Source organism: Kribbella qitaiheensis (assembly GCF_042657745.1).
Classification (GTDB): Bacteria; Actinomycetota; Actinomycetes; order Propionibacteriales; family Kribbellaceae; genus Kribbella; species Kribbella qitaiheensis.
On record NZ_JBHSKE010000021.1, the window covers coordinates 266,037 to 284,573 of the forward strand.

Genomic DNA, 18,537 nt, shown 5'->3' on the forward strand with positions numbered 1-18,537 from the left:
CGAGCACCAGCAACCCAAAACTGCTTGCCCAGCTACCACTCCAGCACCCCGATCGGCGCCTCCAACCCACCCATCCCAGACGTGCTCCTGCTCACCTCCAGCCCTGCCCCACCCGATTTTTCTTTGCGGCCACCCATCCGCTAAACTTCCGGAGTCGCAAGACACCGCGGGGCTTTGGCGCAGTTGGTAGCGCGCTTCCATGGCATGGAAGAGGTCAGGGGTTCGAATCCCCTAAGCTCCACCGCAGCTCAGAGGCCGGTTTCCCACTCGGGAAACCGGCCTTTTGCATGACCTGAGTGACTACTGATTTCGGCGCTTCGAGGTGGTTCCCAGGTTTGTACGGCTGACGGACGGTCATTTGCGCAGTACGTCGTTGGTATGCGCTATGCGGATGACGGATGGAACCGCCCTCGTCGGCCGGACTCCCTCGGAGTTGGAGCAGTGGATGTTCGATCGAGTCGAGAGCAGAGCACCTCGTAAGGCTGCCGCACGAGGCTCTGCCGCGCACGGCCGACGTACGTGGTGCTGCCGCATGGTGAGACGGTCCGGAGACACCGACGTCAGACCTTCCGGATCCGGTCGGCGATCTCCGGCCTCGCCGCGAACCCGGCCGCCTTGTACGTCGCGACGCCGCCGACGTTAGAGCTCGGCGTGCACACGCGCACGCTCGACGAGCCCATCTCCCGCAGTGCGGCCGCCCCGGCGACGGTGATCGCCCGGCCATAGCCGCGGCCGCGGTGGTCCGTATGGACGCCCATCGGCTCGACCAGTCCCGGCTTCCCCGGGCCGGCCGACCAGATCGTCACCACCGCCGCGGGGTTGCCCTGGTCGTCGTAAGCACCCAGGCATCGGGCGTCGGCGTAGAACGGTCCCGCGGACATCTCGTGCCGGTACTCGCGCGTGGGCCTCGTGGTGTTGAACGCGGACCGCAGGACGTCGGCGAAGTCCTGTGCCTGCTCCAGGCCGATCGCCTTGATCCACACGTCGGGGTCCTCCACCGCTTCGGCGAGGTCGCGGAAGAGCGGCGTCCACGGCTCGTCGACACCCCAGCCCTCCTTGGTCAACAGGTCGTGGAGCAGCAGGCCCTGCGGCGCCTCGATGGACACCGCTCCTTCCGGCAGCACGCCGCGCTCAGGCAGCGAGAAGTCCTCGACGAACCGCCGCGCCAAGTCCTCGTCCTGGAAAGCGTCGGGAGCGACCGTCATCCGCACCACCGTCGGCGAATCCAGCATCCCGACAGCGAGGATCCGTCCGTCCCGGCTCCAGGTCCGGACCACCGCGGCCGTCTCGGCCGTTCCGAACCGGTAGTTCCAGCCGATGTCCCCGGGATGCAGCTGCATCGGCGCTTCGTCGTGCTGCCACTCCCGCAGCGCCGCAATAGCCTCGCGCACCCCGTCGGCCGTCGGCGTACTCAGCAAAATCGTCATAGCCGGGATCTGACACCCCGTCTCGGTGGCGTGCAACCGATTATGTAACTGAGTGACCAACGGTTTCGGACAGGATCTTGTCCATCGCTTCGGCGCCCTCGGTCAGTACGGGCCGCAGCTCATGCCGGTACACCGTTTCGGTCACTTGGGTGCTCTTGTGCCCGACGGCTCCCGGGCCAACCGCGCCTACCTGCGCCGACGCAAGATCCCGCCGTTCGCTATGAGGCAACCTGCTGGTCGCAGCCATCAACGAGTGGCTGTGACCAGCAGGTTGGAAGAAAGTTTCAGCCGTCTCGGCCCTGCCATGTGGTCACGCAGGCTTCGTTCCCCTCCAGGTCGGCAAGCACCCAGAAAGCTGGGGCACGCGTCGCGGACACAAGTCGGCCCCCAGCCGCCAGTGCGGTCTCGACGCGCCGTGGCGCCTCGTCATGCGGAACACAGATGTCGAAGTGGATGCGATTGCGCTGCGGGCGCGCCCGGTGCATCTGCTGGAACCAGATGGCCGGGCCCTGCCCGACCGGGTCGACGAGCGGATCCTCCGGTCCCTCGGCCCCCGCCTCATCGGTATAGCCCAGCACCGCCTTCCAGAACGCCCGAATCCCGGCAATGTCCAGTGCATCAATCGCGATCTCCAGTATCTGGACGGATCGCGGTGCTCCCGTTCCGATTTCGGGCTCCGTCAGAAACCCGGACCTGTCCGCGGCGGCAGAGATCCGAAGCGCGAGTTCGACATCCCGGGTGGTAACCGCTGCGCGCTCCAACGACTGCAGAGTGAAGACGACCCGATCGGGGCGGACATCGACCCGAAGGTGCAGGTCGGCGTCGTCGCCGCACACCGCGACAGCGTCCGCTGCCAAGCCGATCGCCCGAGCCGACGACCCGACCGGGACCGACGTTCGCAAAGTGCCCAGCAAGAAGCGCCACCCAGAGTCCTGGACCGCCTCCGACGCTTCCTGCCGACTCAATATCTGTTCCATGGCCGCATCCTTGCAGCCCCCACTGGCACCCCGCCTGCGCTACTTCTGAAACAGTCCCTAGGCCAGGTATGACCCCAGATCCTGAGTGTCTAACTGAGTGACAACCGGCCCGCGTCCGACCGGACAACCACGAACGTTCCCGGACGGCGGGCGGTTCGCCTTCCGCCGCCACTCAGGGGCTCGCTGTGAATGGCATGGAAGAGGTCAGGGGTTCGAATCCCCTAAGCTCCACCAGCAGTATCAGCAGGTCAGGAGGCACTTTCGTCCCCTGGCCTGTTTCGTTAGAAGGGCCAGTGGGAGAGATTTGGGAGAACCGCTCGCCTCCCACCAGCATGGCAGCCAGCGTCACCGCTTCTTCCTGAGCCTTCTCGATGGACTTCTTGATCACAGGCACCCAGGCAAGCAGCTTCTGCCGCTCGTCCTCCTCCAGGGCAAGCACCGAGGCGAGCCAACGCTCCTCCAGAGCCGCCCGCGCGCTTGACACGTAACCGTCAAGAGCATCCTTAGTGCCTGTTCCTGAACCTCATGGCCGGGCTGCGGCGTGGCCCAGAGACGGCCGTACCATGGCCCGATGATCTTCGCTCCTGGTCGATCGATCGCCCGCCGCGACGTCCACCGCAACGGGATGATCGCCGCGGTGGAGACCGCGCGGGTCGTGCGCGACGACGCGGAGGCGCTGCTCACCTGGACTGCGTCCGGATCGGACTGCATGCTGCGCGGCACTCGGGACGGCGCGTCGATCCGGAAGACGTCGCTGGCGGAGCGGGACCGTACGCCGTCCATGCTCTGGCCGCGGCGCTGGGACGGCCGGCACGTGCTGATCCGCACCGAACCCGAGGCCGACCATTCGGTGTGGTGGTTCTTCGACCTTGAGATGCGGTTCGAAGGCTGGTACGTGAACCTGGAGTCCCCGGTGCGCCGCTGGTCGGCCGGGACCGACATCCTCGATCACGCGCTCGACATCGTGGTCGCGCCCGATCGCAGCTGGTCCTGGAAGGACGAGGACGAGCTGGCCGAGCGTGTCGATCATCCGGCGTACTGGACGGCGGTCGAGGCGGACCGCATCCGCGCCGCTGGCGAGCGCATCATCGGCGACATCGAGGCCGGCCGGTTCCCGTTCGACGGCCGGTACACGGATTTCCGTCCCGATCCGTCGTGGGAACCGGCCGACCTGCCCCCGTACTGGGACGCCGAGGTGGCGTCCCGCTGATCGTCAGACCCAAGAGTGCCGCTTTGGAGCCTTATCCGCTGCCTAAACTTGCCCCGTGTAGATGGCGGTACCACCCAGGGCGGCTCCTCGCCCACGGGCTCGACGAGTTGTGCCGAGTTGGCAACGACAAGACGTGGTTGCAGTTGTGGTTGCAGTTCACCCCGGTTCGCGCCTGATCGAGGGGGTATCGGCCGAGAGTGCTCCGACTCCGGCGGACGGCTGCGGACAGTGCAGGATGGGGTCAGGTCGAACTTAAACCTCGGAGCTCCTGCGCGGCTGTAGTGGGAGAGATTTGGGAGCTGGCCAGGCGTAAGAACGGCTCGAAACCGGATCCAACGCGCAGCAACTGAAGCGGCGGGATCGCTTGCCAGTAAGGGGATGCAGCGCCGTGCCACCTACAGAGCCACAGTGACTCCCGCCCATGGCATGGAAGAGGTCAGGGGTTCGAATCCCCTAAGCTCCACCGCAGATCAGAGGCCGGTTTCCCCTTTCAGGAGACCGGCCTCTTGCGTGACCTGAGTGACTACCGGTTTCGGGCAGGATCTCGTCCATCGCTACCGGACGCAGAACGTCCGCAATCGGGGGTACGTTGTCGGCATGTCCGACTTCACAATCGAGGCGCTCACGCCGGAGACGTTCGACGACTTCGCCGCTCTCGTCGAGCGGAACAAGGGCATGTTCGCCAGTTGCTGGTGTACGCATTTCCATCCCGACTGCGCGGAGAAGGGCCAGACCGCCGAGGGGAACCGGGCGCTCAAGCAACGTCTGGTGGCCGATGGGATCGCGCACGCGGCGCTGGTCTACGACGGCGACCGGGCCGTCGCGTGGGCGGAGTACGGATCACCCGAGGAGCTGCCCAACATCCAACACCGCAAGGAGTACGTCGCCACTGCCGAGCGACTGCCCGACTACCGGGTCACCTGCATCCTGGTCGAGCGCGGCTTTCGCGGTCACGGCCTGGCGGCGATCGCCCTGCGCGGAGCGGTCGAGCTGATCGCGCAGGCCGGCGGCGGCCTGGTCGAGGGCTACCCGCACGACACCGGCGGGGTCCGGAAGAAGAACTCCTCGTTCCTCTACAACGGCACCCGCACGATGTACGAGCGCGAGGGCTTCACCTACGACCGGCCCAAGGGCCTGGGCAACTGCGTGATGGTGCGCGAGGTCGCCCCGAGCAGGCGCGACTGAACCGGTCCCTCGCTCCACGCGGAGACGACGGCTACCCGGCACCGCGCCGTCTCTACGAGTCGCTCGGCTTCTCCACGATTGCGCGTACGTGCACACTCTCGTGGGGACCTTTGGCGGGCTCTCGCGACTGATCCGCAAGCCGCACGCCCACCGGTCCCTTAGACCCAGCGTGAACGGCAGCCGGCCGATGATCGATTGGGAATCCCCTTCTGGGGCAAGGTGATTTAGCCCAGCCGTCGAGCCGAGCATGCTTCCGGTGCTGATCTGGAGAAGATCTCGCCGGTAAGCGGCACCCGATCTCGGCCAGCATCCGAGTTGGGGTCGTAGGTGAGTGACTAAGTGAGTGACAACGGTGCCGAACAGGCCCAGACATCCACGTGTCGACGACGTTGATGGACGAGAGCCGGGTGCGGTCCGACCGTCGTTCGGTGGTCAGGTGTGAATGGCATGGCAGAGGTCAGGGGTTCGAATCCCCTCAGCTCCACCGCAGATCAGAGGCCCTTTCCCGACTGGGAAAGGGCCTCTTCTGCTTGACCTGGGAGGGCTAAGACTTCCAATTGCTGATGAGTCGTCGCCACCGGTCCAACTGCCTCGACGTGGAGTACACCTCGACCACCGCAACGATTCACGTCGGCCTCGATCAGGGAGATGGCCGGGACCAGCGATCATGCGAAGGGGTTCGAACCCTGCGCCTACCTACGGTTGGAGTCATAGGCTGGGAGGGTGAGGGGGACGCTGCGCGGGTTCAGCCTGCTGGCGGGCGGTCTGGTGCTGCTGGCAGTTGGGCTTGTCACGCTCTGGCCCGTCTTTCTGAGCACTGACAGGTCACCTCTACCGTCACCTTCATCAACGCTCTCAGGATCACCGGCGCCATCATCGACGCACTCAGGATCACCGGCGCCATCATCAACGCTCTCAGGATCACCAGTACCACCAACAGTGTCAGCACAGGCCCCGCCCGCACCCTCCGCTAGCTCTGGTGTCTCCGATGTCATCTCGGCGGTGGCCGGCCTGGTGTCGTCGCTGGCGGGATTGATCGCGGCTATCGCTGGACTGACCGTTGCCAGACGATCGATGGCTCAGGCCTCGAAAGAAAAGTCGGGCACGACGACTGAGCCCTGACCGAAATCGGCGCTCCTGAGCTCCGTCGAAGCCCAGAGTCCGTGACCAAATCGGTGACCACGACGGACCGGGACGGGGGCCGACAGTACGGCACGCATGAGACAGTTCAAGGCTGTTCCCTGGGTACGGATGGAGCTCGACGGGATACTTGAGACAGCATCAGGTCTACTCATAACCCAGAGGTCGGCGGTTGAGACCTAATCTCGAAGTAGTTCAACGAGGAGGTGGTCTCCGTGTTTGCACGAGCTCCCCATCTGCGCCTATCGGGACACGGTGAGCGGCTTCGGCTCCGACAACGTGGTCACTGGAGGCAAGATCCGCTGGAGTCGGTGCGCGAATGCTGTCGGGCATCGATCGCTATCGATAAGGCACTTGGTGAGGCGGTGCGTGGGGCTCTCGCGTCGGGTACCTCCTGGCGAGATGTTGGCCGAGCAGTCGGGGCTGTCGAAGATGCCGAGACCGCGCAGGACGTCGTGGATTCCTTCGCGGAGATGAAGCGCGAGGTGTGGCGCCGCTTCTTGGGTAGCACGCCCTGAACTCTGGTCGGCTGCGCGGTCCGGCTCTTGATCAGTGCTGAGGCACCGGAACGCGAACGGGGCACTGAGCTGAGAGGGTGGGTGGGCGGAGCCACCTTTCGGGAGGCAAACTGGGACGCAACGACCCCGACCGGTCCGGACACGGATGGACGTCAGTGGACGCAAGTGATAGGTCGTCGAAGCGCCCCAAACGCAGGGGAAATCCATGGCATGGAAGATGTCAGGGGTTCGAATCCCCTAAGCTCCACCGCCGGTCTAGGCCCTTTCCCAGTTGGGAAAGGGCCTCTTTTGTATGACCCGGGAGGCAAAACGGGAGGCTAGTACGCCCAGTTGCTGGTACGTCGCTGACAAGATCACCGCCGAGAACCAGCGTGTGCGTGGACGGGCGCAGACCTGAATCGGACGATGGCGCCATGGCAGACGGACGTGCCGCCCCGATATCGGGCGTGGGCGAGCACAGGTTGGAGCTCGGCAAGGAAGCCTTGACGATGGCCCTTTACGTGGCGATCTGCCTGATGGCCTCCTTGATCGCGATACCGGAGAGCGCCGCCGAGCACACCAACGTGTGGGGACTCATCTGGGGGGTCACGCTTGGCCTCGCGCTCGCGCACTGGTTGGCGTTCCGTGTCTCGTCGCGGTTGGTGGGGGCCGGCTCGGTCCGCTCTTCCGATGTCGAATTGGCTGGTGCCCAGCTGGCCGGTGCGGCCGGCGTTGCAGTGATCGTCTCCGTTGGTGTGCTCCTCCTGCCCGACTCCGTGGAATTCGTTGCCGTCGTGAAGAACCTGCTGGCCGGGCACTGACAGATTCCCTTCCGAGCGTTGCGGGTCGCAGCGAAGGGCAGCCGTGCCACGGACGTTCAACTACGCGTGGTGGGCGCTCCGGCCGATCCTCCGGGGTCGACGGTTTGCTGGATCCGCTCCAGCTTCGCGGTGATCTCCGCGAGCTGGGCCGTCAGCTGCTCGATACCTGCCGCGTCCGCGGTCTCGGAGTCGGCGATCTGCTGCTGGCGCGCCCGCTCCACGAAGCTGGAGGTGATCACCGCGGTCACGATCGTCACGAACGCGATCGCCTCCAGCAAGAACAGCGCCCCCACGAACCGCCCAGCGGTGTTCTCGGGGGTCACGTCGCCGTACCCGACCGTGGTCACCGTCTGCAACGCCCACCACATCCCCGTACCCAGGTCCGGGAACTCCTCCGGATCAACCAGCCTGATCAGCACGCCGCCGACCAGCACACTCACCAGCGTCGCGGCGACGATCACCGCCATCGCCTTGCGCACCGACAGCGGGGCGTGCCGGAACGCCTCGAACCGGCGCATCACCAACAAGCGAACCATGACGTCCGATCCTTCCTGGAACGCAATAACCACGATCGTCCCACCGCAACCGGCGATGGCATCGGCGGGAAGCCCGGTCAAGTTCGATGTGGTACTCGGCGAAATGGCCACCACGCCCGCCGCATGTAGCGAACGACGGGTCCGCACCCTCCAATGCCCGTCCGCTCATCGGCTGCTTGTTTTATTGCTTGTAGGACCGATCCTGGCGAGGCTCGGTCCAGGAGCCCGGCTCGTCGCTCGCTTTTCGGCTGCCGACGCTGTCGCCGAGGAGCAACAACTACTCGGGTGCCTCACCGACAAGGCCGCTCGCTCAGACCTTGCACCGCAGTCCCGGATTCACACTCAGAAACGCCAGCTCGGGAAACTTCTCGAGCTGATCGGTACGGATGCCGCACTGCGTGTGCGATGTGCCCTCCGCGACCGCGTGCGCACCGCCGGCCAGCTCGCTGCGGCGATCCTGTCTCGGCGTGCTTGCGAGCGCCACGCCAGCCCTGCGCTCGGTTCTCGACTCCCCCGCCGCGGCAACCGTGTACCTCATCGAGTCACCCCTCTCTGCTAGTAGCCCCGAGTGTCGCGATCGTCGTCGCCGATACCGCAAGGCCGACGGGTGGCCGTCGCGGTGTCCCCGTAGCCGCACCGATTGGCCGCGTCAGGGCCCTGTTCCGGCACGCCACGCTCATCCCGACCGAGGTCATGCCCGGGCCGCCGGCCCCTCGAAATGCTGCATCCCATCCGGACCGACCTCACCGGCGTGCACGGCGATGTCAGCCGTTGGTCCGTGGCAGCCCGGCCAGCAACCCGAGCAAGAACGACCGCACCCGCCGTCGACCGCTCGCGCGAGTTCCGCCTCGCCCCGGCCGCGCAGCTCAACGACCCTACGCCGCCCACGTACTGTTGCCGGCGGCGCTACTGTCGCTGACGGACTCGACACACTCTGTGGTGAGCCGGTACCGCACGCCATCGGTACGACGAGCAGAGCAACGGTTACCAGCACGGCGAGGACTGATCGACGTACGCCTTCCATCAGACCTCCAGTCCGACTGTCAGGCCTGATTCGCGGCATGGCTTCTGCTCAAGGATCCAGCGTCCGGGCGCGTGCTGCTCGCCCAGGAGACCAGCTCGCGGCTGCGGACTACTTGGCGGCGTTCTTGACCTCCGCCGCACTGTCCGCGTCGACCTCGTGCTTGGTGAGCTTCTCCGCATGCGACAGCGCCTTGTCGACATCGGCGACCCACGATTCCTCGAACAGCGCTACGATGCCCGAACTGTTCGGCGGCAAGGTGTCCTCGACGTCAGCCTTGATCTCCTTCTTTTCGCCGTGAGACTTGAGCCCACCGATACCAAGTCCCGCCGCCGCACCGACCGCTGCGCCGGCCAGCAGGCTGGGCGGGAAGATCAGGCCGATGACCGCGCCACCGACCGCGCCCCACGCGGCGCCCTTAGCGGCTGTGTGGAAGTCGTCGTCGACGTTGATCTTGCCGTCGGCGTCACGGCTGACGAGGACGAGTCCCTCGACCTTGATCACGTCGTCCTCGGCGAGCTGCTTGATGGCGTCCCAATCCTCCTGGGCCGCCTTCGGGTCCGGGTAGGCCGCGATGTACAGGCGGACTGGTGCTTTGCTGTCAGATCCCACGAGCTTCTCCTCTTCATCCGGCGACCGGCTTTGAGCCGGCCACACGATGTTCACACGCTGTCAGCCGGGCGCGTTCCCGACGTGGGTTGTCCTAATGGCCCTTGCCGCGATCGGCGGTGGCATGCACCACGCGGCCGTTGACGCTCTGGAGGGGTCGGAAGTCGTTGCCGAGGATGTCCTCGAAGGCCTTGAACTGTGCCGCGGACAGCTGGGCCTGGCGCTTGAGCACGAACCAGGTGACAGCCTCGGTGCACGGGGGCGTGGTCAGGGATCCCGAGTACGTGTAGTACTCGGAGGTGTCCGTGAGTCCATCGGCAAGGTTGATCTCGACCTCGGAGGTCACCTTGTCCCCGGAGTGCTTCGGGAGACCGGCAGACATGAGCCTATGGAGGAAGGCGTTCCTGTGCCCGATCCTGAACAGCGTGCCGACGACGGCGGTCTTCCCGGCAGGGTTCTTGAACACGGCGTGGAGTTCCATGACGCCGCGCTGGCCACCGATGGCGTGCTCGGAGAGCGTGTGGAAGTGGAACTGAGCTGAGGTGTACACGTCGCCGTTCAACGTCAGGGTGTTCGGGGACTCGATCTCCTCCTCGATGGCGTGCCCGTTGTTGATCAGGGAGATCGGCGTGGCTTCCAAAGCAAGCTTCAGCGGCCGGAGGTTCTTATCGATCTTCACGTGCTTGATGTTGATCGGCGACTGGCTGATCCCGACGCGGCACGCCGCGTTCGCCGGGTCGAGGTCGGCCCAGAAGCCGGGACCCGTATCGCCGTTGTAGGTGAAACCTCCCGATGGGGCGGCCGGCGCGGCCGCAGGGCCGGACGCCTGACTCACACTCCCCGCCGAGGTCAACCCCAAAATAAGAACCGCCGCGATGACGGTGCCACGCAGTCGTCGTTCCACCGTGCCTCATCCCTCTCATGCGTGTGTGTCCGGCCCCGGCGAGCGGGGTCCTAACTGGTGGTCGCGGGGGTGTCGGCGTCGTAGCGTGCCAGACACCGGTCACCTCCCGCCGGTCCTCACTCGTCGCGGACCACCTCCTCGCGGCGGTGTTGCGCGGCAACCCCAGGTGGATCGTCAGACGCCCTCGACCGCTTCGAGGCGTCCGGTGCGGACGGCCGTCACGAACTCGTTGTAGTCCTGCTCGTTCTGGTCGGCGTACCGGTCGGAGAAGTCGGTGATCGACTCGTCGAACTCGTCGCTGCCGCCCAGGTACTCGGCGATCGCGACAGCGTCGCCGGACCGGGCGTGGGCCCGCGCCAGCGTCCATCCGCACATGCGCGCGTAGTACGTGAGCCCGACTGGTGTCATCGTCTCGGGGTCTGCCGACCCCTTCATGTCGCGCAGTTGGCGCCAGTAGAAGTGGCGGCGCACGTCCGCCCCCTTGGTCCAGCCGAGGTAGATGTCGCTGGCGGCCTGCATCATCCGCTGCCCCTGCACCACCCGCTCGCCACACTGCTTGTATCGGCTCTTACCCAGGTAGGGCTCCAGCACCGAGGCGGTCGCCTCCTTGACCTGCAGGAACAGGGGGTCGTTGGCGTCGCGGCCCTGGAGCAGCACGATGAACGCCCGGGTGCCGACACTGCCGACACCGACAACCTTGCGGGCCAGGTCCACCACCTCGAAGCGCTCCAACAGCCGGCGCCGGTCGTCTTGCAAGGTGGCCCGGTAGGCGCGGAACTGATCACGGATCATCGACTCGACCTGGTCGCGGGACAAGCCGTCGGCGACGGCCAGGTCGCGTGCCGGGACCACGATCGGCGGCTGGCTGACGATCCGGTATTCCCCATCGACCAGCTCGCCGAGCTTGGACAGCGCCTGCATGCTGTCACGCGTACGCGCCTTCGCGGCAACCTTCCCCGCCTGCTTCAGCGTCTTCTTGACCTCCTTCTTCTCCTTCTTCTTCGCCCCCTTCTTCGACTCGGCCACGGCGTTGCGCGTCGCGCTCCTGAGCTCTTCTTCGTCCAGGTGGGCGTACCAGATGTCCATCGTGCCCATCTGCGCGAAGGACGCCATCGCCTCCCGATAGGCCCGCACCGACGCCAGCGTCGCCGCGCGTGTGTCGGCCTCGGAGAACCCGTTGTTGCGGCCCGCGATCGTAAAACTCGCCGCCATCCGCTTCACGTCCCACTCGAACGGCCCCGGCAGCGTCTCGTCGAAGTCGTTCACATCGAACAGCAGCCGCCGCTCGGGCGAGGCGAACAGGCCGAAATTCGACAGGTGCGCATCCCCGCACAACTCGGCCTTGAGACCAGCCACCGGCGTGTCCTTCAAGTCCGCGGCCATGATCTTGGCCGCACCCCGGTAGAAGGTGAACGGCGAGACCATCATCCGGCCATGGCGGACGGGCACCAGGTCCGGCTCGCGGGTGGTGTCCTGCTCCTCCAGCAGGCCAACCGGATCAGGACGGTCATCGGCTGGCCGCCACTTGGTATGGCTCGACGGAGTCGCCCGGTCCCGGGCCATCAGACCCTCGGCTTTGCGATCATCGACGCTCGGATGCGTCATTTCCTGTACTGCCATCCGACCCACCTCCCGGGTCGGTCCGCCGCCTGGCGACGATCGCACTCCCCGTGCACGGCCACACCCGACATGGCCAAGGCGCCTCACCTGGCGCTGCTTCTCGTGCGCTCCTGGTGCCGAACATGGGCACCCACGGTGGAGGGGGCATCACCGGAGCAACGCATCGAGAATCAATTACGAACCAGTTAAGATTCTGTTAAGGATCAGTTAAACAGGGTGATTCTTGGTGCGCAACCCTCTATAAGAGGGTCGCGCCGGTAGCGCGCGGATGCCACGCGACGGGGCGGACTTTCATTTGGGCGTGGTGGGCGCTCCGGCCGATCGTCCGGGGTCGAGGGTGGTGCCGGCCGGTGCGTTGTCCGCGATGGGGCCGTGCTGCTCGCGGCTGGCCCGCGGCTGACCTGGGCACCTGGGCTGGTCACCGCCTGATCGACACCCTGCTGGGCTGCGCGATGGCGCTCGCCTCAATGTATCTGCTCTGGCCGACGGACAAACCCGACGACGCCGCAGTCGAGTAACCCCCCCCGACAGGGGACTCCAAGCAACCCGCAAGTTCTTTGGCTCAGTGGACAGGGTCGCCGGGGAGGAGGGCTCGCCACCAGGGGGTGTCGAACCATCGGTCGTTGCGGGCCGACTGCTGGTCGACGGTGGCGGTCTTGGCGGGCGGGGCGTAGTCGAAGATGAAAGCCTTGTGCCGGATCCCGAGCAGGGTCCGCCGGCTCAGAATGTCGACGATGTCGCCGCCCGTCCATCTGCCACCGCGCATGTGGGCGTCGAGTTTTGCTCCCGCGCAACACAACCTGTAGCCGACCGGCTCGAGATGGCGTCGCAGCTCGAGGAACGCGGTCCACAAGCCCTGCCCTGCTCCGGTCCAGGTTGAACCGTCAGGCCTTGTCAGAACCAGCGTCCAGTGCGAGTCCGGCGTCGAGGTCTGCTCCAGGGAGCACACCGTCTCGATGCTGTCGATCAAGACGGTGATCGGCTCCACAACGTGATAGTCGCTCATCGGCCACCGAAATTAGCACGAAGTGACATCAGCGGACTGGGTCGCCGGGGAGGAGGGCTCGCCACCAGGGCGTGTCTATCCAGCGGTCGTAGCGGGCCAGTTGTCGATCGACGGTGGTGACCTTGCCCGCAGGGGCGTAGTCGAACAACGAGGCCTCGTGTCTGATGCCGAAGAAGGTTCGGCGGGTCCAGAGGTCGACGATGTAGCCGCCGTACAATCGGCCGCGGCGCATGAACGCGTCGGCCCTCGCGCCCGCGCAGCACAGCCGGTAGCCGAGTGGTTCCACTTGGCGGCGCAGGTCCACGAACGCTGTCCACAAACCCTGGCCGGAGCCGGTCCAGGTCCTGCCGTCCGGCGTTGTCAGGACCAGCGTCCAGTGGGAGTCGGTGGTGGAGGTCTCGTCGACGGAGCACTGCTGTTCCTTGCCGTCGAGCCAGACCGTGAGCGGCTCCACCTCGTGATAGTCGATTCGGCCGTTCATCGTCCTGCGAACCCCGGATTCTCGATCGTGGGGCCTTGCCATCCCCACTGACCCGTGAATCTAGCGCACTTGATGAACTCAGGTGCGATCTCTCCTACGAAGCTGATCTCCTCCTCCGATCGCAGGGTGATCTGGTGCAGCAGGCCACCGGACCGTCCAGCCAAGTGGGAGAGATTTGGGAGCCGAACACGCGCAACAACGGTCCTCAACGAGGCCCAACCAGCGCCAACCGGTGGAGCGGCAATCCCTTGCGCTACAGGGCATACAAGGCTCACGGCGACGAGCGGGACAATGACCCTCGCTCATGGCATGGAAGAGGTCAGGGGTTCGAATTCCCCCAAGCCACCGCAGATCAGAGGCCCTTTCCCGGCTAGGGAAGGGCCGGCCCCGCGCCGGACGAGGACACCGATCACCGCGGGCACGAGGTCCCGCAGCAGCGGCTCGATCACCCGGTGACCGCGGGCGAGTCGGCCAGAAACGGCCGGACCTCCAGCCATTCGTGGATCGGCTTGCCGCCCTGCCCGGGGGCCGCCGACAGTTGCCCCGCCAGCTGTACCGCGCGGTCCCACGACTCCACGTCGATGATGTACCACCCGGCGATCAGGTCCTTGGTCTCGACGAACGGCCCGTCGGTCACTGGTGGCCGGCCGTCGCCGTCGTACCGCACGAACGCGCCGCCGGGCGCCAGCGCCTGGGTGTCGACGAACTCGCCCGTCTCCTGCAGCCCGGTCGCGAAGTCGCGCATGAACTGCACGTGAGCGTCGACCTCGTCCGGCGTCCACTGGTCCATCGGAGCCCAGTCCGCGGCGGCGGCCGGGCCACCCTGGTAGTGCTTGAGCAGCAGGTACTTGGCCATCATGTTCTCCCTTACGCGTACGGCCCACTGTGGCCGTATTCACTCAGGGGACGGAGCTGCGAGCGGGTTCTCGACATCCCACCGGGACCTTTCCTGGCGGCTTCACAGACTCCGTGTGCCGCGGTGGGGTTGAGGCGTGTCGCAGGTCGGCCGCGACGGGCAGTTAGCTGAGCTGCTCGGCCAGCGCGATGATGATCCCCTCGGGGTCGCGGACGTAGCAGAGCCGGTAGCTGTCCTGGTACTGCGCTACCTCTCCGACGAGTTCCGCGCCGTGGGCTCGCAGGCCGGCGATAGTGGCGTCGATGTCGTCGACGGCGAACATGATGCTCCGTAGGCCCAGCGTGTTCCCCAGCGCGTTCTTCGGTTCAGCGCTGACCGCCGTAGGGGTATGGAACTTCGTCAGCTCAAGCCGGCCGTGGCCGTCCGGGGTCCGCATCATCGCGATGTCGACCCGGACGCCGTCGAGCCCGTTGACACGGTCCACCGAAGGTCCCTCGATCGGCGCCTGGCCCTCCAGCTCCATACCAAGTTCGACAAAGAACGCAATAGCAGCCTCAAGGTCGTCGACGACGACGCTCACGTGGTCCAGTCGCTGAATCGTCATGGTGGTTCTCCTTCGCAGCGCGGCCTGTCGTGGCCACTGGTGTACCTAGGACGGAGCCAGCGCCGCATTCTCGACAGCCGGAAGTAGGACCTGCTCCTGGCCGTCACCCAGGATCTGCGTGAGCACCGCAGCTTGAAGATGGGTGTCTTCGAGGTCCTGACCGGACTACATGCGAGGGCGCTTCGTGTGGCTCTCGGGACGCCTCCGGGTGGTGGAGGAAGTTAGAACTAAGCTTCAATACATTTAACTATGGCGTCGACAACTTCATTGAGTGGGCGTGCGGTATCGATAACCATGCCCTTGGGGATGTCTTCTTTAGTGGCATGAAGACGAAGTATCTTTTCCTTTTCCTCTTCATTCCCGCCCCAATCATCGGCAGCACGACCAGCCAGTCTCTGCTTGAGTGTCTCGGTATCCACGTCCAGCACGATTACTTTGTCGAAGATGTCGAGGAATTTATTGAAGTTCCTTGAACCGCCACAGAAAAGAGCGATCTCCTCCGCTTTGCTTGCTGCGATTTCTCTGACTCTGTCAACGTCCCATATATGGTGCTCATGACAACTAACGCCTTCGGTTCGTTTCCCCGTTTCCGGGTCGCCCTGATAGGCAAGTTCGTTATCGCCATCGATGGCTTTGTAACCACGCTTTCGAAGCTCGCGACATACTGAACTCTTGCCTGTGCCCGAACCACCTTCGACAAGGTAATTTCTCTTCGCCATAGGGCTCATCATAACAAAAACGCCCTGAAAGGCTTTTGAATTAATTCCCGGCTCCACCCGGCGACGCCTCGTCGCCAGAGTGCCGCGACCACCGTGGAAAGGGGCCTCAGGAGTGCCGCGGTACGGCGTCCTGAGGCCCCTTTCACTGTCTGGCGCTAGCCGCGCGAGCTACGGCCAGGTAGGCGAGCCCGCGCGTGGCCCTGATCAGTCTCTGATGTCGTTCCACTGCTTGCTGCACAACGGGGCGTAATTCGGCCTGTAGAGGCAGACCTGCGTTCTGATCCGGTTGATCCCGCCCGCGAGGTTTGGGTCACCGATGAAGAACCCGTAAGGGGTGACGTCGTTGTCGCCGATCGCCGACCGTGTCGTGCTGTCGATCTTGGTCGTTCCGGCGAAGGCATCCACATGGAGCGTGAGGACTGCACCAGCGCCATACCCGCTCGAGACGACTTCTCCCCTCATCTCAGCAGTCCGCTGTCCCCAGCGATCGATCCGGTCGCATACTTTTCGACGAGCGGGGACCCGCTGCAATCGTCGCCAGGGCAAAGCGGTCCGAAGTAGTCGTAGGCGTACTGGACTCGTGCCATCGCGGCTGGCTGACCCAGTGCCGCCGCGGCGAGGGCTACTACGGCCACTGCGATTCCTCTGCGGATGAGGCCCATCGTCAATCTCACTCTCTGTCGGTGGCGTGACGTTCACCAAGCGCGATCTGATCCTGCTGGGCCAACGGAGATCTGACCACCGAATTGCACGAAGTGACATTGACACGTCAGAGGCCCTTTCCCGGCTGGGGAAAGGGCCTTTTCTGACCTGAGTGGCCAAGAAGGTGGTTTGAACTCCGGTGGCCGCCGCGATCCTGCGTGCCGGTCGCCATGGCACGGCGACACGGTAGCGTCCGCCGCAGGGGTGAGCTCGAGCTGGCGGTGGTGGCCGCGGCCAACGAGGCGTGGGTGTTGGAGCCGGAGGGCTCTGAGGTGGTGGAGACCGCAGACGCGGCGTCTATCGTGCCCTGGTCGCCGCTCGTCGGGGTCAATTGCTGGGGTTATTGGCTGGTGCGTCGTGCTTTGCCTCAATTGCGTCGAGGTCGCGTACGGCGTAGCGGTGGTGCTCCCACTGCTCCTCGAGGATCACGTGCAGGCAGGAGAGGACGGTCTGGGGGTGGTCGGGGGCGTGGGGATTCCTGCGCGTCGCGGCCAGCACGTCCGGTGTGGCTGTGGCGATGAAGTCACGCACCATGGCGACGCGACCCGCCCGGACCTCGAGTACCTCGGCGTACGACGGTGTGACCGTCGCGGAGGTCGAGCTGTGCAAGCCGTCGCCCTCGGTGCCGGTGCCGGTGTCCGCTTGGCCGATGGGGTGGTACGGCTGTTCGATCTCCAGGATCGCCTTGCCCAGCCACGTGTCCGTGGCATGGACCAGGTGCCGCAGCGTCTGCGCGAACGACCACTCGCCGTCCACTGACACGTCGACCGTGCCGGCCGGCATCGCCGCGACGCGCTCGAGCGTGGCCGCCCAGGTGCGCTCGAGCGCAGCCCAGGCCGCGCGCAGACCGTCCAGATCTGCGGCGCGCCGGTCGGCGCGGCCGGGAAAGCGGCGGTCGAGTTCTGCCTCGACGAACGGGATCACGTCGACGCCGTTGACGCGCAAGAAGTTCTCGCCGTCGGAGAGCCACGGTGCGTCGATGTCCGTCCCCTGCATCTCGACGCCGCGCATCACGACGCCGGACAGATCGGCCCCGACGAACCGGGCGCCACGCAGGTCCGCGTCGACGAACTCTGCTCCCTGCAGCTCGTCGGACCGAGTGAAAGTTGCCATGACTTCTCCTTGTCGACCGCCCTGTTAATGCTGGCGAAAGTTAAACATGACGCTCCGACAACTAACCGCGTATCGCTCAGCGACCGCGGTCACCGCAACCCCAGCCGCCACCTCGAGAAAGGCCTGATTCGAGGCCGACTGACCCCGGATGGTCGCCTCGATCTCAGCGTCAGTGGTCATGTCAGGGGCGTGGCGGAGGCGTGTCAGGGGCGGCACCGATGGTTGTCACATGACAAGTTCAGCGAACACAGAATCAGGAATGCGGGACCGCGAGCCTGCGATCCGGGTGCAGGGCATAGAGAAGTCCTACAAGGAGTTGCACGTCCTGCGCGGCGTGGACTTCGAGGTGGCGCCGGGCAGCATCTTCGCCCTTCTCGGCTCGAACGGAGCGGGAAAGACCACGATGGTGAGAATCCTGTCCACGCTGCTGGGATCGGACGCCGGCACGGCCACCGTCAACGGGTTCGACGTCAAGACGGACGCGCTCCGAGTCCGGGAGTCCATCAGTCTGACCGGACAGTTCGCCGCGGTCGACGAGATCCTCTCCGGCCGGGAGAACCTGGTGCTGGTGGCCAAGCTGCGGCACCTCAAGGACCCGGGCAAGATCGCGGATGACCTGCTCGCACGCTTCAACCTCACCGAGGCGGGATCGCGGAAGGTGTCGACGTACTCCGGAGGCATGCGCCGTCGCCTGGACATCTCCATGAGCCTGATCGGGGAGCCGAAGGTGATCTTCCTCGACGAGCCGACCACGGGGCTCGACCCCGAAGCACGCATCGAGGTGTGGCAGGTCATCCAGGAGCTCGCCAACCAGGGGACCACCGTTCTGCTCACCACGCAGTACCTCGACGAGGCTGAGCAACTCGCAGAGCGGATCGCCATCCTCCACGAGGGCCGGATCATCGCGAACGGCACCCTCGCCGAGCTGAAGCAACTCCTCCCACCAGCGAAGGTCGAGTACGTCGAGAAGCAGCCGACCCTCGAGGAAATCTTCCTCGCACTAGTCGGGAACGACAACAAGGCCGAGTCAAGTAAGGACCAGTCATGAGAAGCCCTGTGTCAACCCGCCTGTTGCTCGTTGGGGTTGAGGTGGCGTTGGAGGGCGTTGT

Annotated in this window: 19 protein-coding genes and 1 tRNA gene; 6 read left to right on the top strand and 14 right to left on the bottom strand. The window is 65.4% G+C overall.

Annotation, left to right across the window (positions count from 1 at the left end):
• Positions 1 to 168: 168 nt before the first annotated feature.
• Positions 169 to 241 (top strand) — tRNA-Ala (locus ACFPJ1_RS18260).
• Between the two features lie 319 nt (positions 242 to 560).
• Here the strand turns inward: ACFPJ1_RS18260 and ACFPJ1_RS18265 are convergent.
• The 3 genes from ACFPJ1_RS18265 to ACFPJ1_RS18275 form a co-directional block, all read right to left on the bottom strand.
• Positions 561 to 1,427 (bottom strand): GNAT family N-acetyltransferase, encoded by an 867-nt coding sequence (locus tag ACFPJ1_RS18265; protein ID WP_380105293.1) that lies wholly within the window; start codon positions 1,425 to 1,427, stop codon positions 561 to 563.
• A 284-nt stretch (positions 1,428 to 1,711) separates the two neighbouring features.
• Positions 1,712 to 2,404 (bottom strand): VOC family protein, encoded by a 693-nt coding sequence (locus ACFPJ1_RS18270; protein ID WP_380105295.1) that lies wholly within the window; start codon positions 2,402 to 2,404, stop codon positions 1,712 to 1,714.
• Between the two features lie 172 nt (positions 2,405 to 2,576).
• Positions 2,577 to 2,843 (bottom strand): hypothetical protein, encoded by a 267-nt coding sequence (locus tag ACFPJ1_RS18275; RefSeq protein WP_380105297.1) that lies wholly within the window; start codon positions 2,841 to 2,843, stop codon positions 2,577 to 2,579.
• 132 nt (positions 2,844 to 2,975) lie between these two features.
• On the opposite strand from ACFPJ1_RS18275, the gene ACFPJ1_RS18280 reads away from it, so the two are divergent.
• The 3 genes from ACFPJ1_RS18280 to ACFPJ1_RS18290 all read left to right on the top strand — a co-directional run bounded on the left by ACFPJ1_RS18280 (position 2,976) and on the right by ACFPJ1_RS18290 (position 7,257).
• Positions 2,976 to 3,614, top strand: a complete 639-nt coding sequence (locus ACFPJ1_RS18280; protein WP_380105299.1) for a ribonuclease FAU-1 family protein — start codon at positions 2,976 to 2,978, stop codon at positions 3,612 to 3,614.
• 597 nt (positions 3,615 to 4,211) lie between these two features.
• The gene (locus ACFPJ1_RS18285; RefSeq protein ID WP_380105301.1) at positions 4,212 to 4,799 is read left to right on the top strand and encodes a GNAT family N-acetyltransferase; all 588 of its coding nucleotides are present in this window, start codon (positions 4,212 to 4,214) and stop codon (positions 4,797 to 4,799) included.
• A gap of 2,071 nt (positions 4,800 to 6,870) precedes the next feature.
• The gene (locus tag ACFPJ1_RS18290; RefSeq protein ID WP_380105303.1) at positions 6,871 to 7,257 is read left to right on the top strand and encodes a hypothetical protein; all 387 of its coding nucleotides are present in this window, start codon (positions 6,871 to 6,873) and stop codon (positions 7,255 to 7,257) included.
• A gap of 56 nt (positions 7,258 to 7,313) precedes the next feature.
• Here ACFPJ1_RS18290 and ACFPJ1_RS18295 read toward each other — a convergent pair whose 3' ends face one another.
• The 4 genes from ACFPJ1_RS18295 to ACFPJ1_RS18310 all read right to left on the bottom strand — a co-directional run bounded on the left by ACFPJ1_RS18295 (position 7,314) and on the right by ACFPJ1_RS18310 (position 11,947).
• Entirely contained in the window at positions 7,314 to 7,793 is a 480-nt protein-coding gene (locus ACFPJ1_RS18295; protein WP_380105305.1) for a potassium channel family protein, read from the bottom strand.
• A gap of 1,132 nt (positions 7,794 to 8,925) precedes the next feature.
• Complete coding sequence (locus tag ACFPJ1_RS18300; protein WP_380105307.1) at positions 8,926 to 9,426, bottom strand: DUF1269 domain-containing protein; 501 nt, start codon at positions 9,424 to 9,426, stop codon at positions 8,926 to 8,928.
• A 91-nt stretch (positions 9,427 to 9,517) separates the two neighbouring features.
• Entirely contained in the window at positions 9,518 to 10,327 is an 810-nt protein-coding gene (locus tag ACFPJ1_RS18305) for a carbonic anhydrase (protein ID WP_380105309.1), read from the bottom strand.
• Positions 10,328 to 10,501: 174 nt separating this feature from the next.
• Positions 10,502 to 11,947 carry a DUF2252 domain-containing protein gene (locus ACFPJ1_RS18310; protein WP_380105310.1) on the bottom strand — a complete coding sequence of 482 codons (1,446 nt, stop codon included), beginning with the start codon at positions 11,945 to 11,947 and terminating at the stop codon, positions 10,502 to 10,504.
• 350 nt (positions 11,948 to 12,297) lie between these two features.
• Between ACFPJ1_RS18310 and ACFPJ1_RS18315 the strand changes: the two genes are divergently transcribed.
• Positions 12,298 to 12,465 carry a hypothetical protein gene (locus ACFPJ1_RS18315; RefSeq protein WP_380105312.1) on the top strand — a complete coding sequence of 56 codons (168 nt, stop codon included), beginning with the start codon at positions 12,298 to 12,300 and terminating at the stop codon, positions 12,463 to 12,465.
• Between the two features lie 44 nt (positions 12,466 to 12,509).
• Here the strand turns inward: ACFPJ1_RS18315 and ACFPJ1_RS18320 are convergent, their stop codons facing one another.
• The 7 genes from ACFPJ1_RS18320 to ACFPJ1_RS18350 form a co-directional block, all read right to left on the bottom strand.
• A complete protein-coding gene (locus tag ACFPJ1_RS18320; RefSeq protein WP_380105314.1) occupies positions 12,510 to 12,953 on the bottom strand; it encodes a hypothetical protein in 444 nt (147 codons plus the stop codon).
• A 28-nt stretch (positions 12,954 to 12,981) separates the two neighbouring features.
• Entirely contained in the window at positions 12,982 to 13,434 is a 453-nt protein-coding gene (locus tag ACFPJ1_RS18325) for a hypothetical protein (RefSeq protein WP_380105315.1), read from the bottom strand.
• Positions 13,435 to 13,879: 445 nt separating this feature from the next.
• On the bottom strand, positions 13,880 to 14,290 hold the full coding sequence (locus ACFPJ1_RS18330; RefSeq protein WP_380105317.1) for a YciI family protein: 411 nt from the start codon (positions 14,288 to 14,290) through the stop codon (positions 13,880 to 13,882).
• A 163-nt stretch (positions 14,291 to 14,453) separates the two neighbouring features.
• Positions 14,454 to 14,894, bottom strand: coding sequence for a VOC family protein (locus ACFPJ1_RS18335; RefSeq protein ID WP_380105318.1), 441 nt, complete (start codon positions 14,892 to 14,894; stop codon positions 14,454 to 14,456).
• 227 nt (positions 14,895 to 15,121) lie between these two features.
• Entirely contained in the window at positions 15,122 to 15,613 is a 492-nt protein-coding gene (locus tag ACFPJ1_RS18340; protein WP_380105320.1) for an AAA family ATPase, read from the bottom strand.
• 204 nt (positions 15,614 to 15,817) lie between these two features.
• Positions 15,818 to 16,075 (bottom strand): hypothetical protein, encoded by a 258-nt coding sequence (locus ACFPJ1_RS18345; protein WP_380105322.1) that lies wholly within the window; start codon positions 16,073 to 16,075, stop codon positions 15,818 to 15,820.
• Positions 16,076 to 16,642: 567 nt separating this feature from the next.
• Positions 16,643 to 17,428 carry a DinB family protein gene (locus ACFPJ1_RS18350; RefSeq protein WP_380105324.1) on the bottom strand — a complete coding sequence of 262 codons (786 nt, stop codon included), beginning with the start codon at positions 17,426 to 17,428 and terminating at the stop codon, positions 16,643 to 16,645.
• 229 nt (positions 17,429 to 17,657) lie between these two features.
• Between ACFPJ1_RS18350 and ACFPJ1_RS18355 the strand changes: the two genes are divergently transcribed.
• A complete protein-coding gene (locus ACFPJ1_RS18355; protein ID WP_380105326.1) occupies positions 17,658 to 18,476 on the top strand; it encodes an ABC transporter ATP-binding protein in 819 nt (272 codons plus the stop codon).
• The last annotated feature ends 61 nt before the right edge of the window (positions 18,477 to 18,537 follow it).